General features: G+C 53.4%; 9 protein-coding genes. All 9 read right to left on the bottom strand.

Annotation, left to right across the window (positions count from 1 at the left end):
- Nucleotides 1-68: 68 nt before the first annotated feature.
- The 9 genes from DCC81_RS09825 to DCC81_RS09785 all read right to left on the bottom strand — a co-directional run bounded on the left by DCC81_RS09825 (nucleotide 69) and on the right by DCC81_RS09785 (nucleotide 14,521).
- Nucleotides 69-575, bottom strand: a complete 507-nt coding sequence (locus DCC81_RS09825; protein WP_165806520.1) for an RNA polymerase sigma-70 factor — start codon at nucleotides 573-575, stop codon at nucleotides 69-71.
- A 192-nt stretch (nucleotides 576-767) separates the two neighbouring features.
- A complete protein-coding gene (locus DCC81_RS09820; RefSeq protein WP_108686351.1) occupies nucleotides 768-1,805 on the bottom strand; it encodes a threonine aldolase family protein in 1,038 nt (345 codons plus the stop codon).
- A 55-nt stretch (nucleotides 1,806-1,860) separates the two neighbouring features.
- Nucleotides 1,861-2,820 carry a DUF6624 domain-containing protein gene (locus DCC81_RS09815; protein ID WP_108686350.1) on the bottom strand — a complete coding sequence of 320 codons (960 nt, stop codon included), beginning with the start codon at nucleotides 2,818-2,820 and terminating at the stop codon, nucleotides 1,861-1,863.
- Between the two features lie 58 nt (nucleotides 2,821-2,878).
- Entirely contained in the window at nucleotides 2,879-4,477 is a 1,599-nt protein-coding gene (locus tag DCC81_RS09810; RefSeq protein ID WP_108686349.1) for a solute:sodium symporter family transporter, read from the bottom strand.
- A 4-nt stretch (nucleotides 4,478-4,481) separates the two neighbouring features.
- Nucleotides 4,482-5,498, bottom strand: coding sequence for a GntR family transcriptional regulator (locus DCC81_RS09805; RefSeq protein WP_108686348.1), 1,017 nt, complete (start codon nucleotides 5,496-5,498; stop codon nucleotides 4,482-4,484).
- A 10-nt stretch (nucleotides 5,499-5,508) separates the two neighbouring features.
- Nucleotides 5,509-7,692: an alpha-galactosidase gene (locus DCC81_RS09800; RefSeq protein ID WP_108686347.1), complete on the bottom strand. Its 2,184-nt coding sequence runs from the start codon at nucleotides 7,690-7,692 to the stop codon at nucleotides 5,509-5,511.
- Nucleotides 7,693-7,703: 11 nt separating this feature from the next.
- Nucleotides 7,704-9,716, bottom strand: coding sequence for an alpha-galactosidase (locus tag DCC81_RS09795; protein ID WP_165806519.1), 2,013 nt, complete (start codon nucleotides 9,714-9,716; stop codon nucleotides 7,704-7,706).
- Nucleotides 9,717-9,783: 67 nt separating this feature from the next.
- A complete protein-coding gene (locus DCC81_RS09790; protein ID WP_205686284.1) occupies nucleotides 9,784-11,349 on the bottom strand; it encodes a RagB/SusD family nutrient uptake outer membrane protein in 1,566 nt (521 codons plus the stop codon).
- Nucleotides 11,350-11,368: 19 nt separating this feature from the next.
- Nucleotides 11,369-14,521, bottom strand: a complete 3,153-nt coding sequence (locus DCC81_RS09785; RefSeq protein ID WP_108686345.1) for a SusC/RagA family TonB-linked outer membrane protein — start codon at nucleotides 14,519-14,521, stop codon at nucleotides 11,369-11,371.
- Between the last annotated feature and the right edge of the window lie 157 nt (nucleotides 14,522-14,678).

Raw genomic sequence — 14,678 nt, 5'->3', positions numbered from 1 at the left:
CCTTCCGGGCCCTTTCCTATAACTGACGTTTGGAAAAAGCCGGTGTCCTATCAGGCCGGAAAATTTTTTTAAAATAATTTGATGTGGCCGGAAACGATCTTGCGCAGGAAGCTAAGCGCGGCCGTGAGCTGGTTCTTTACAGTATGGGGCGAGATCTGGAGCTGGTCCGCTATCTCATTGCGGCTCAGGCCTTCCAGCTGGCTAAGCTGGTAAATAACCCGGCGCTGGGGCGGCAGCTGGCTGATAGCCTCTGCCAGGGCCAGTTCGTATTCCTTGGCACTCAGGTGGTCAAAGGTGCGGCTTTCCTCCCACTGGTGGTCCTGGAAGTAGTCTGCCCGCAGTTTGCGGTCGTTGGCCAGCTGGCGCAATACATCAATGACCTTATTACGCACCATGCGGTACAGGTAATCCTCTACATTATTAATGGTATCAAACGTATCACGGCGGGACCAGAGTTTCAGGAAAACGTCCTGCACAATATCGCGGGCCAGGAGCTCCTGCTGCAGGGTTTTGAGGGCAAAGCAGTACAGGGGATACTCAAATTCGCGGAACATTGCAGTGAATCGCTCCTGCAAGATCCGCTCCTCCCCGGTTGTAAATCTGTTACGCTCCCCCATCTCTGTTTGCAAATATGACGGCTAAAGATAGTGCATAACCCGAAAGATTTCCCGAAAATAATGTCATCCCCGTCTCATTAACGTCTTAATAACACTTAAAGCTGGGCAAGACGCCGCGGGAAAATGATGGTAGTTCCCCTTACGTTATCGCTATTGCGGGGTCACCGTCTTTAGCTTTTCAATGAAGGCCTGCACAGCACTTTCCGGGGTAGCCCAGCTGGTTACCAGGCGGATGGCGGTGTTTTGGTCGTCTATCTTCTGCCAGGGATAAAATTCAAACGCCTGTAGCAGCTGCTCCATGATGGTGTTTGGTAAGACAGGGAACACCTGGTTAGTGGTGGATTCCGTAAGCATGGCATATCCCGCTTCCTTTAACGCCGCTGTCAGTACGGCTGCCAATCCATTGGCATAACGCGCCAGCTCAAAATAAAGATCATTGGTGAACAATGCCTGGAACTGCACGCCCAGCGCACGCCCTTTTGCCAGCAGCGCGCCGCGTTGTTTCAAATGGAATTTGAAATCTTCCTGCAGCAGCGGGTTACAGATCACGATGGCTTCACCGAAAAGCGCCCCATTCTTGGTACCACCTATATAAAATACATCGGTGCAGCGGGCCACATCCGGCAGGGTAAGATCACTCCCCGCAGCACACAGGCCGCTGCCCATGCGGGCGCCATCCATGAAAAGCCACAATTGGTGCGCTTTGCAGCATTCATGCAATGCCTGTAATTCCCCTTTGGTATAGAACGTACCTACTTCTGTGGAGTTGGAAATATAGACCATGCGGGGCTTTGTCATGTGCACCGCATCTACCGTGCCCAGGAAAGCCTTGATCTGCGCGGGATACAGCTTGCCATCCCCACTGCGGATCACTTCCACTTTATGACCGGTAGCCTCAATGGCGCCGGTTTCGTGCACGTTGATATGCCCTGTGTTTGCCGCTATCACAGACTCATGGGGGCGCAGCATGGCGCCTATCACCGTGAGATTGGCCTGGGTGCCACCGGAAACCAAATGAATGTCTCCGGCAGGGAATTGCATTTGCCGGCGGATCAGTTCTATGGCTTCCCGGCTGTAACGGTCATCACCGTAGCCGGGCTGCTGGTCCATGTTGCTGGCTGCGAGGGCCTGGAGAATGGCGGGGTGGCATCCCTCGCTATAATCATTTTTAAAGCTATACTTCTTCAAGACAGTCTGGTTTTGTACACAGGCGCATGGTGCGCATGGCCCGCAAAATTACAACTCAGTCGTGGTTATTCAGCTTTCGCATTAATTCCATGTACGCCGCCATCGGTTCCAGGCCTACCGCGGCCCGGCGCTTGTCCAGGTTATCCGGGTCTTCCACGGTGTACACTTCCGTTTTGACCTTTACGTTGCCATTGGCATCCTTCACCGTTTTGTACATCATCTGTGTGCCGTATACCTGGGGCTTGCCGGCGTTCTTGCGCGTGCGGTCTGTAAGGTAAGCCAGGTCCTTGCCGGAAGCGGCGCCCCTGGCCACCGCGGGCTCCATGGCCTGTAAGAACGCAGCCTGGAAGGCGGTATCAAAGTCCGCATGCTGGGCAATGAGCCAGAGGGTATGCGCGCCCCGCTCCCCCACCTCCGGCTTCCAGAGATAGCCGTAACCTGCCACGAGCCCCTTCACAATATTTACGTTGCGGCGGAAGGCCTGTTCTGTCAGCACGTGCGGCTGCTGGCCTTTGTAAGCACCGGGATAGCGGCTCTGGAAGCTGGTCATCCACTGATACTCCTGGTCTGCATATTCCATCTTCATTAATGGTACCAGCAGTTCTGGGTGCTGCACGCGCTGGCTGCGCACCACGGAATCCTGGTTGGCCTGCAAACGCGCTGTTACGGTGGCAAAGGCGGGCACCTGCTTTAGCGAATCAAACCCAGGCACTGCCCATGTTTCATAAAAACCGGAATCTGCCATGCGGCCAAGCAGGGATTGCAGGCCGGCTGTATTTTTTGCGGCCTCCAGGTTTTGCGCCTGGTTTACCGCCGCAGGGTGACTGTAATCCTGCGCCAGCACGGTATCATAGCGGATCACCGCCAGCCGGAAGGCGCCCGCAAAATAGGCGGAATCGCCTTCATTGATGGCCCGTTGCACGGCAGGGTGTTCTGCAAAGAAAAGCATGCGCTGGGCAGGCGCCAGGATGGGCGCTGTTAACAGCAGGATGAGCAGGCAGGAACGAGTTATCATACAGTATGGATTTAATAGAACGCCGGGATAACGGCATCCTAATATACCTTTATCTCTCCTACTTTGCGATACCCAACGGGGAAAAAAGTACAAAAATCAGCACCATTACCAGGATCAGTGCGCCGCTCCACAGGTGGCGGTTTTTCCAGGGCTGCAGGTCCACCACGTTATTCCACTGCTGCTCAAAGGGCGTTTCCCGTGGAAAACGCGCACCGATGGCCAGCATGAGCAACACGGTGATCACAAACAGCAGCGCCAGTACATGCAGGAAGTGCAGACCGGTATCTATCCACAATTGGGAAATGGCGTAGGTAACAATAAAAAAGGTAAGTCCCACCTTGGCCGCGATGGCCGGCATGCGCTTGTGTAGCAATCCTACTACAAGGATGGTAAAAATGGGTACGCTGAAAAAACCGCTCACCATTTGCAGGTAAGTATAAAAACCTTGTTTGGCAAACGCGATAAAAGGGGCAATACACATGGCCGTTACGCACACCAGCAACTCAAAACGCTTGGCAGTGCGCACCAGCTGGCGCTCGGTTACCGCCTGCTGTTTCCATGTCTTGAAAGGCTTGTACAGGTTGAGGATGAACAAGGTACTGGAACTATTGAGCCCTGCATTGAACGTGGTAAGCGCTGCGCCAAATGTAATGGCGGCGATGTAACCCGTCAACAAGGGAGGGCACACATCACTTACGATCTGGGGAAACACCTCCGCGGTGTTGTGCAGGTGCGCATACAAATGCACGGCTATGAGGCCCGGGATATTGAGCAGCAGCGGGGAAATGATCTTGCCCACGCAGGCCGCGGCAATGCCCTTCTGGCTTTCGGCCAGGTTGCGCGAGGCCAGCGCCTGCTGTACAATGTATTGCTCTGTACCCCAGTAGTATAAATTCACCAGCAGCATGCCGGTGAAGATCGTGCCGAATGGCACCGCATCGTGCGGGCCGCCAATGGCGTTAAGGTGCTCCCGGTGCGCGGAAAGCAGCATATCAAAGCCGGCCTTTACCGAGCCATGCCCCAGGTAGCGCAAGGCCAGCCATGGCAGCAGGATGCCGCCGGCAAACATGCCAATGCCCAACACCGTATCAGAAATAGCTACGGCCTTCAGCCCGCCCAGCACCGTGTACAGGCAGCCGATGCCGCCAATGAGCCACACCAGGATCCAGATGGTTTCCCAATAACCAATGTGAAAGGTTTCCGATACGTGGAACAACCCGTTGAATGCAATGGCCCCGCTGTAAAGCACAGAGGGCAGCATGTTCACCACGTAACTGACCAGGAAAATGATGGATACAAAACGCTTGGTGCCAGTGTCATAGCGCTCTTCCAGGAAATCCGGCGTCGTGGAAATGCCGCTGCGCAGGTACACCGGCATAATAAATTCAGAAACCACGAGCATGGCAAATATGGACGACAGGCCCCAGGCTATCACGCTCATGTTGTTCGTATACACCAGTTCATTCTCGCCTATGAACTGTACGGCGCTGATATTCGTAAAAAATAAAGCGCCACCCACTACCAGGAAACCCAGGTTGCGGTTGGCGAAGAACAGGCCCGTGCTGGTTTGCAGGTTCTCCCTCCTCGTTTTGTACCAGGAGATAAATGCCACGGCGATGGTGAACGATAAGAAACTTAGCAGCGAGACAATGTTCATAAGATCAAAGCGAATTACGTCTGATCAGTTCTGTAGGCAGCACTTCGTGGATAGGCTCCCGGCTCAACACCGCCCTGGCGGCTTGTTTGCCCATTTCCGTAAAGCTGGCGGAATAAGTAGTGATCCCGTTGCCCACGATCTCCTTCACCGGTTCATCATTGTGCGAGAGGATGCCAATGTCTTTACCGGGCCTTATCTTCTTGCTGTTGCAGTCCTTGATCAGGTTCCAAAGCTCCGCATTCTCATTCACATAATACACCACTCCTTTTTCCACGGAGCCCGGCACATACTCTTTCAGCACCTTACCCTTGATCTTATGCTTCTGCACAAACTTGTGGAAGGAGCGCACGATCTCCGGCGGGAACAATGAGTCCGGGTTGTGAAAGAATATCATCTGGTCAAACTGTTTGATACGGTCTGCCAGCTGCTCAAAAATGGAGAAGGATGATTTTTCAAACTCCTGCACCACGTAGTTGAAATCACCGGGCAGTGGCTCGTAACGGTCAAACATCAGGAGCTTGTTACGCGGGATATTGCCCAGCAACTCCTTTGTGCGCGGGTCGTGGATGGGCGAGATCACGTACATGCCATACTTGCCCTTCATGAGCGACAGCATGGTCTCAAACACTTCAATATTACCGTGATGGAAAAATACATCCAGGTGCACGTTGGGCCCCAGTTCATTGCGGAAGCTGCGGTAAAACTGCTCCTGGAAAGTATCGATGGTGTACATGAGCAGGGCTACTTTCAGCGACTGTTGGGTATTGTCGTCTGCCACAAAATAGCCCAGGCGGTTCTTGGATTCAATGAGGCCGCGGCTTTGCAGCTCCCGGTAGCCTTTCACCACCGTTTCCCTGGCAAAGCCCAGGCCGGAGATCATGGCATTTACAGAGGGCAATGCATCGCCTACGGTAATGATCTTTTCATCGATCGCGTTGATGATGCCTTCCACAAACCGCTCGTGTTTGGAATAGGAAGGCATCTCATCCAGCTCCTGTATCTTTTCAAAAATCGTTTTCATCAAGCACTGATTATTCTACGGCATCCAGCTGCAAAATGCGGCTGTGCAATTTGGAAGTGGTAAATACATCGAGGCCTACTTTCATGAGGTAATCACCGGAATACACGGCGTCGTTGAACTCCCGGCCCGGCTTGCCTCCCGGCATCAGGTTGATCTCACGCACGCGGTATTTTTTAGCGGGGTTAAGGCCCTGGCACTGTACTGCCAGCAGGTTTTCACCATAGCGGGGATACACATCATATGCATACAGGATAGCCTGCTGCTGGTCTGTACTCACCATCATAGACGCGGAATGATTACCCTCGTACGGAGAAACCAGGCGGTACTGGTCGCCCCCGAAGTTAGTGTTTTTAATGCGATCATAAGTAGCCACTGCCTGCTGGCAGAAGGTTTGCTCCTCGGGGCGCAGTTCCTTTACATTGATGTCAAAACCCAGCTTGCACTGCATAGCCACATCCACGCGGAACTTGATGCTGGCATCATGGTTCCAGCTGGTCACATGCGCAGCAATGGCCTTGCCGGGGAAGAACTGGGAATAGCCCCATTGGATAAAGATGCGTTCCACCGGGTCGGTATTATCACTGGGCCAGAATTCGGTGAAGTAGCGCAACCCTTCATAATCTGTGCGGCCACCGCCCCCACTGCACAACATCATGGGCACGTTGGGGTATTTCGCTTTAATGCGGTCCAGTACCTTGTACAGGCCCCGCACGTAATCCACATATAAGTTATTTTGACGGTCTTTCAGGTAAGGAGAGTAAATGTTGGTAATGGGGCTGTTGCAATCCCATTTAAAGTAGGCCAGCTGCGGGTTTTCCGTGAGCAGGTGGTCTACCACGCCAAACACGTGCTCCTGCACTGCGGGGTTGCTCAGGTCCAGTACCAGCTGGTTACGGTAGTAGTAACGCTCCCGGTTGGGCAGCATGATCACCCAGTCGGGGTGTTTTTCAAACAGTTCGCTCTTGGGGTTCACCATTTCCGGTTCTATCCAGATGCCAAATTTCACGCCGGTTTGCCCTGCATATTTCACAAGGGCGGGCACGCCGTTGGGCAGCTTTTCTTTGGTCGGCTGCCAGTCGCCCAGGCCCTGGTGGTCACTTTCACGGGGATACTTGTTGGCAAACCATCCATCGTCCAGCAGGAACATATCCACGCCCAGGAATTTTGCTTCCTGCATGCAGGAATCCAGCTTGGTTTCATTGAAGTCAAAACCGGTGGATTCCCAGTTGTTCAGCAGGGTCATTCTGTCACCGTTGCCATCTTTGAGCTGGTATTCACGTGCCCAGCGCTGCAGGTCGCGGCTGCCTTTGCCGGTACCATGCTCGCTGTAAGTAAAAATAAAAGCCGGCGTGGTAAAAACCTTGCCGGGGTCTAACACATAGTCCGAAGCGTAAGGGTTGATACCACTGATCACCCTCAGGCCATTTTCGTTATCCACTTCAAAGGTGAAACGGAAGTTACCAGTCCAGGCCAGGGTGCCCATGAGCACCTGTCCTTCCGTTTCACGGGGCGTGCTGCCCAGGCCCACGGTAAAGAAAGGCGATACGTGGAGATCCGCCCTGGATCCCAGTTTGGTGTCCACTTCCTTTTTACCGAAGGTGAGCTGGGTGGTGCTCATGTTAGCTTCATGCGCCCAGTCGCCGCTGAATTCTGTGAGGAAATATTGGGAACGTTTCCAGTACAGCATGGAAGAAGCATACCGGTTAATGCTCACCGCCTGCTTTTCGTTATGGCTGATCTCTGTCCACGATTTGATCACGTTCTCTTTTGCAAACGCCTGGTAGTGCAGTTTTACCTGCACGGGATACAACGCGTCCCTGAGAGAGATCACCGTTTCAGTTACATCATCGCTGATCTTTTGCACGTTGTGCGACACATATTGCAGCACGGTGGTCATGTTACCATCGTTATGCCGGATGCCGAATGCCGGTTCAAAAAAAGTTTCTGTGCCGGATACCGCGTATGCTTCCCAGGCCTGGCCATCCGTCTTTGATTTCAGTGCGGGCGACAGGCGGGCATATTCTTCACCATCTGCCAGGCGGGGGCCCAGGTAAAGCTGGTACAGGCGCCCGTTCTGCGCGGTTTGCAATACCAGGGCTGTTTCATTGGTGGTAATGCGGATCGTTTCTGACCATCCTTTAACGTGGGCTACAACAGACAAAGCAAATAAAATGCTGAACAGTTTCTTCCTCATGGAATATGAATTTAATGGGCAGCCCGCTGGCTGCTGATTTTCAAAAAGCGTACGTCTTTTGCAGGTATTTCCAGGGCCTGTGCAGCATCTACATCGCTATGCGACCAGAGGTCACGTACGCGGTAATGCCCACCGGCATGGAGCCCCAGCCTTTCCAGCGGCAACTGCACGGTACGTGCCTCATCGCTGTAGTTAAACACGGCGTAGTAGGTATTGCCTTTACCATCCGTGAGGGTAAACTGGTCTTCAGACCTTACCCCGGTACCTTCCACCGGGCGGAAGCTCTGCCCCATTACCGCTGCATTCACTTCTGCATTGGTGAGGAATTGCTTTGCCTTTGCTTTTCCTTCTTCACTGCCACCTGCACTGAAATCATCGCCGGTGATAAACAGGCCGGTGATCACGGCAGACGTGACGCGGGCACGGTTCTCCCCTTCTGAAGCCTGCTGCAACACCACGTGATCCGCATCATTGAAGCGGTAGATGTTCGTGATCCACCATCCGTAGGAAACCGCGTTCAGCGTATATTCCGTATCCTTGATCTTGTTCCATGCATCGCAGGCAATGCGGCGCGACTGCGCATACTGGGCCGGGAAGATGGGGGCAATGGACAGGTTAATGTACATGTCTCCGAAATATTTATCGAGCAACTGCATGCCATAGTTATAAGCCTGGATGCCGGATCTCACGTTGGGGTTGTACCACTTGTCTGCATTGATAGCACCATGTGCCATAAAATCCACTTTCACATATTGGAATCCACAACGGTGGAATAACGCGGAAACCTGCTTCATACGCGCCTCGATAGCCGGGTGCGTGGGATCAATGGCATACGCGCCATCCACATCCTGTGGCCGGCCGTGCGCATAAAGATAAACGTCTTTAAAGTGATAAGCTGGTGCTTCTTTAACCAGACCTTCCGGGTTTTTACCCCAATCCGTGAACGGGGTCCAGTAAATACCGGCCATCTGGCCATTGGCCTTGCAGTGGGCCACGAAGTCCTTCAGCTGCTGCTCCGTGAAACTATCCCACCCGGAATCCAGCCCCACCACGATCTCGTTATCGCTGTTGTGAAAGTGGTGGTTTTGCAGGTTCTCCTTGAAGAAGTCGGATACTTCTATGGCCTTTTCATAATTGATCTTGAACTGCAGCACGCCCCAGCTGTTCCAGCCCATGGGCACGCCTTTCTTCCAGGCCCTGCGCGGGGTGATAGTGGCATTGGCCTTTGCATAATCGTCCATGCCATTACGCCAGTCCGTGAACACGCCCAGCAGCACTTTCGGTGATTTGATGATATGGCCTTCTTCCGCGCCGTGGGGCAGCAGGTCGCGGGTAGTGGAATCGGCCGCACCGCCATAGCAGGTGAGCGTATAACCATTACCGTTAGTAACCTTATCCATGATCACGGCAGACTTCCAGAAGCTGTGCTCTACGGACCCCACTATTAGTCCCTTGCGGGTGGTGCCATTGAACACCGCGGTGGTTTCATAACTGATAAGGGTATTAAAATCCAGCGGGTGAGACTGGAAGCGGATCCATTTGTCGTTATCAAAAGGTACAAACAGGGCACGGTGATCACCGGCGCCCAGTACTTGTGTCATGTCAGTAAGATTTACCGGCGCCATATAGTTAGACGCAATGGTGCCGGCGCTGGCTTGCAGCGTAAAGTCAGTAAGCAGGTAATCCCTGCCGGGGTATTGATAAAAGGATTGCACCAACACAGGCAACTTCGCATCGCGGTAGGTTACCTGCAGCAGCGTACCGCTGCCAAAAGCATCTTTACAGGGTTTCATGGCCAGGGTGCTGCTGGTATAGTCTTTCGTGGTAACCAGCTGCCCGTTCCATTTGTAGGAGGCAAACAACTGCAGGTCCACATTGCCTGCGGGGCGGGTCAGGTGCAGCGTTTTGCTGCCCTTGTCATACACGATCTTCCAGGCACCGGGGGTAGCCGCATGGGCTATCCGCAACATCAAAAGCACGGCCACCGTGAGTATCAGGCGGGGGGCGGTGTTACGTAACTTCATCTTCATAACTATTTGCAATAACAGGCCCGTGGCATGGTGCTACGGGCCTGCGTTTTAAAAAGATCTGCTAGTGATAACCAGGGTTCTGGTCCGCTGGTGTGATCTGGTCGTTCAGCTTCATCTCCGTATCCGGGATGGGCAACAACATGTGGTATGGCTGGATCGTGTTAGACTGCTTTGCCCATTTGTTGCGGGCCTTGATCAGCTCCACGAACTTGCCGGTGCGGATCAGGTCTATACGGCGCCAGTCTTCCGCAAACAATTCCCGGATCCTTTCATCCATGATAGCCGTGCGGAAAGCATCCTGCGACATTGCTTTCCATGCTTTGTCTACCGGCAGTGTGCCCCCCCACGCGCGGGTGCGCACTTCATTCACCACCGCCACCGCGTCAGCTCCGCGGTTCAGCTCATTCAGGCATTCTGCGTAGCAGAGTTTAATGTCGCCCAGGCGCAGCACCAGGATGTCCTTACCGGAGTTCCACATGTTATTGATCTGGTTATCAGTGTGCTTGTCTGTGCGGTAGTCTTCATACTTCTTCACGTGCGGCATCAGCTCATCATAATCATTGCCCAGGTCTTCCCAGGTAATGGGTGCCAGGGTAGGCTTCTGGCCAAAATACGTAAAATCATAACGGATAGACTCATTCCGGCGCAGGTCACCGGCTTCCCACACCCCACCACTATCGGTAGGCAGGTAGGCGTAGGCCGTGGGCAGGATCTTGTCGTAGCCAGACATGTAGCAGCCATCCCCGAAATAAGCCTGTACCGCACGGGAACCGATCTGGAACTGGAGCTTGTTGTTATTGGGCTGATTAATGTCGAACTGGAATTCCAGGATAGACTCCGCGGTGTTCTTCTTGCTATAATCCCAAAGATCCGCGTAAGGCACCAGGGAATAGCGGCCCATCATTTTCTCAAAACAGGCAGCCGCCTTGGAAAAGTCGCGCAGGCCGGTAGATACGGGGGCCGACATGTAAGCCTTACCCAGCATGGCCAGGGCAGCGCCGGAAGTGGCCCTACCGGGATCGTTCTGATCCGGGCAGTTGTCTGCCGCCCGTTGCAGGTCTTCCAGGATGAAGGTCCATACATCTTTCAGGGGCTGGCGGCGCAGGCCCAGTTCTGATTCGCGGGCCAGGTCGCGGATGGGAATTTCACCCCAGTACATGGCCAGCTGGAAATCCAGGAAACCGCGGATAAAGGAGGCTTCGCCCACCAGCTTTGCCTGGCGCGAACCTGCTACCAGGTCTGGTGTGTTGAGGCCTTTCACTACTTTGGCCGCATCGTTCACAATGGGCCAGCGCAGGTCCCACTGGTTGCCGATATGATTAAGCGTGGAGTTCAGGTTTGCATCATAGCGGTCCAGTCCTCCTTTTAATGCATCACTTTTCATCTGGAAAGCGCCCTGCTGGGTTTCATCAGTGCCCATCATCATGATGAGGCCCTGCTCATCGGTGCGGATGGCCTTCCAGTTGGCATAGTCGCCTTTGAGGGCGGTTTCTACCAGGTCCAGGTCAGAAAAAACCGTATTCTCATCCAGCTTGGTCTGGCTGGTCTGGTCCAGGAATTTCTTGCAGGATGCGGTGGACAACATCACACCACCTGCTATCATGGACATTATTATTGTGCGTTTCATAGTTTTAACAGTTGAAATTTTAGAAACCTACATTCACTCCAAATACAAACATCTTGACGGGCGGATAGCCATAGTCGCCGGTTTCAGGATCAAAGCCCTTGTACTTGGTCAGGCAGAACAGGTTGGAGCCCGTTACGTACAGGCGCAGGTTGTTCATCTTCCATTTGCCCAGGGTTTCGTCCGGCAGCGTGTAAGAAAGCGTCAATGCGGACAGGCGCAGGAAAGAGGCATTCTGGATAGCATAGTCCAGGTCTGAAGGATTGAAGCGGTTATAGCTGGTGTTAGCGATCACACGCGGGACGTTGGTATTGGTGTGCTGCGGCGTCCAGCGGTTCAGCAGGTCTGTAGACGCCATGCTTTCGCCATTGCTGTTGATCAGCGTTTCATAATAGCTGCTGATCTTGTGCGCACCGTAAGAGTAGGTGAATACAGCATTCAGGCCAAAGGCTTTGTAGTTCAGGTTTGTAGAGAAGCCACCGTAGAATTTGGGGTCTTCTTTTGCCACCACCATCTTGTCATTCTGGTCTACAATTCCATCGGGTTTGCCATTGGGGCCGGAGATATCCTTTGCGAAAAGGTCACCGGGGTTCACCGTCTTACCATTGTAGTTCAGGTTTGCCCACTGGTCGCGGTTGGATTCCTGTGCAATGCCGCCACTCACCATGGTGTAAATGGTGTGGAGCGACTGGCCTACAAAAAGGTTGCCTTCGCGTTGTACCACGTTCTGGTCTGTGTTGTAGATGTAAGTAGCATCGCCATACAGTTTTTTCACCACGTTCTTGTCGAAGGAGATATTGCCGGCTACAGACCAGTTGAAGTCTTTCTTCTCAATGATAGCGCCTGTTACCGCCAGTTCCAGGCCCTTGTTATTCACGCGGCCCACGTTCTGCCATTCCTGGGTATAACCACTGGTGGTGGGCAGTTTACGGTTCAGCAGCAGGTTGTCGTTGTTGATGTAGAACACATCCGCATTCACCGTCAGCCTGCTTTTGAAGAAGCCCATTTCCAGGCCGATGTTGCTTTGCTTTTGCTTTTCCCAGGTAATGTTGGGATTACCACGGCGGCCATCATCAATATTGCCGCTATTGGTGTTATTGGTGATGATGGCGCTGCTGTTGTCCACTTTAGAACCATAGAGCGTCTGGTAAGCGTAGTTGGAAATATCCTGGTTACCTACCACTCCATAACCGGCGCGCAGCTTCAGCTGGCTGAAGATGTTCTGGTGCTTCATGAAATCCTCATTTATGATGCTCCAGGCGGCAGACACAGAGGGGAACAGGCCCCAGCGGTTACCTTCCGCGAAGCGGGAAGAACCATCATAACGGGCAGTAGCCGTCAGGAAATATTTGTCCCTGAAGCTATAGTTCACACGGCCCAGGAAAGAGCTCAGCGTATATGCATAGAAGTCGGAGCCCAGGATAGACTTGGCCGTGGCGGCGGCGCCTCCCAGGTTGTGATAACCCAGGTCATCGCTGGCAAAACGGTCGCCCTGTGCCAGCGTGTAGTTGGAATTACGTTTGCTGGAGCTGGTACCCACCAGGGCGGTCAGCTTATGATCGCGGTTAATGGTGGTGTTATAAGTAACGGTGTTATCCCACTGCCAGTAAGTGTCGCTCCATCTTTCATGCTTGGCGCGTGCATCGCCATTGTAATTGCGGATAGCTTCCTGGATGTTGTGCGGGGTAAATTCAAACCAGCTTTGCTCGCCGTAGTCCAGTGCGTACGTAGAACGGATCTCCAGGCCTTTGATGGGCGTGAGGGCTACGTAGTTGGAAGATGTTACGCGGCTGCGTGCGCGGTCGCGCTGGATGAGCAGGGAGTTGAACGGGTTGAAGTCGTTGTTATTCTGCTCACCGTGGGAGCGGTAGTAGATGGTCAGGTAGTCGTACGTGTAGCGTGTAGAATCATTGCGGTAAGGCGCATAGTTCAGCAGCGGGTTTGCGTTCAATGCTTTTCCATACACATCATCAGAAGGCATGTCGTCATTGGTGCGGGTAAAGCCCGTATTGGTACCTACTTTCAGCCATTTCTTCACATCGTAGTCCGCGTTGAAACGGCCGGTGTATTTATCCTGCTTGGTGCCATCCACAACACCTTTAAGGCCGGCATAACCCAGGCTGAGGTAGAACACGCCGCGGTCAGCGCCACCGGAGAAGCTCACGGCGTGGTTCTGCTGCACACCCGTACGGGTTACCTGGTCCAGCCAGTTAAAGCTTTGGTTTGCGTTGTGCGTGGCAAATTCCTGTGCAGAGAAAGCCACATTGCCCTTCAGCAGCACACTGTCGATATAGGTCTGGCGGTCTGCCGTGGGGTTATCTTTCATATAGCCGTTAGCGTAAGCGTCCGTGCGCAGGTCAAACAGCTGCCGGGCGTTCATCACTTTAGGCATCTGCGTAAAGTTGGACACGCCTACCCAGGCATCGTAGGTTACCAGGCCATCCCCACCGCGGCGCTGGCCTTTCTTGGTGGTGATCACCACTACGCCATTGGCACCACGGGAGCCGTACAAAGCCGTGGCAGAAGCGTCTTTCAGCACCTGCACGGAGGCCACGTCGTTTACGTTGATGGAGTTAAAACCACCCTGGTTGTTTTCCATCACCACCCCATCCACTACATAGATAGGATTGCTGCCCGCGTTGATGGTGTTGGTACCGCGGATCTTGATGGTGGCATCGTCACTGGGGCGGGTGCCATTGCTGACAAACACACCGGCAGCATTGCCCTGCAAGGCCTGGTTAATGTTGGTGGCCGGGCGCTGGAGCAGGGTTTTGGAGTCCACATTCACCACCGCACCTGTAAGGTCCGATTTCTTCATGCGGGCACCTACTACCACTACTTCCTCCACGGAAGCGGTAGCCTGCTGCATTTTTACCTGCAGGTTACTGCCGGCTACAAAAGGCACTGACTGGGCTTCAAACCCTACAAACGTGCATTCCAGCACGCCACTTTTCAAGGTGGTATGCAGGGAAAAATGACCGGCATTGTCGGTCGTGGTACCCGTTTGTGTGCCTGTGAGCTTCACGGTTACACCGGGAAGGGGCTCACCTTTAATATCCGTAATGGTACCGGATACGGTACTGCTGCCCTGGGCCAGCGCGGGAGCGGCGCCGGTGAGCATCGCTGCAACGGAAAGGAGCAGCCATAGCATGTTGGAAACAATTCTTGTATGCATAACGTGGCGCATAAAGTGTTGAAGGTTGTTTTTGATAAGCGGTTATGTATGAAATGACAATCTGTTGTGGACGCTACGGATTGCTTATTACTGGTATACGAGCTTGTTATTGGCATAGCGGAGCTGGAAAGCCTTTTCCTCAAAGGAGGGTCCGGCC

Origin of the sequence: Chitinophaga parva (assembly GCF_003071345.1) — a bacterium.
Taxonomy (GTDB): domain Bacteria; phylum Bacteroidota; class Bacteroidia; order Chitinophagales; family Chitinophagaceae; genus Chitinophaga; species Chitinophaga parva.
Note: the sequence above shows the minus strand (reverse complement) of the source record. Positions and strands in the feature narration are given on the sequence as shown.

Bases quoted from the DNA above. Each gene is read 5' to 3' on its own strand.
- DCC81_RS09785 (WP_108686345.1), bottom strand. From the start codon at position 14,521: ATGCATACAAGAATTGTTTCCAACATGCTATGGCTGCTCCTTTCCGTT.
- DCC81_RS09815 (WP_108686350.1), bottom strand. From the start codon at position 2,820: ATGATAACTCGTTCCTGCCTGCTCATCCTGCTGTTAACAGCGCCCATC.
- DCC81_RS09800 (WP_108686347.1), bottom strand. From the start codon at position 7,692: ATGAGGAAGAAACTGTTCAGCATTTTATTTGCTTTGTCTGTTGTAGCC.
- DCC81_RS09810 (WP_108686349.1), bottom strand. From the start codon at position 4,477: ATGAACATTGTCTCGCTGCTAAGTTTCTTATCGTTCACCATCGCCGTG.
- DCC81_RS09790 (WP_205686284.1), bottom strand. From the start codon at position 11,349: ATGAAACGCACAATAATAATGTCCATGATAGCAGGTGGTGTGATGTTG.
- DCC81_RS09805 (WP_108686348.1), bottom strand. From the start codon at position 5,498: ATGAAAACGATTTTTGAAAAGATACAGGAGCTGGATGAGATGCCTTCC.
- DCC81_RS09795 (WP_165806519.1), bottom strand. From the start codon at position 9,716: ATGAAGTTACGTAACACCGCCCCCCGCCTGATACTCACGGTGGCCGTG.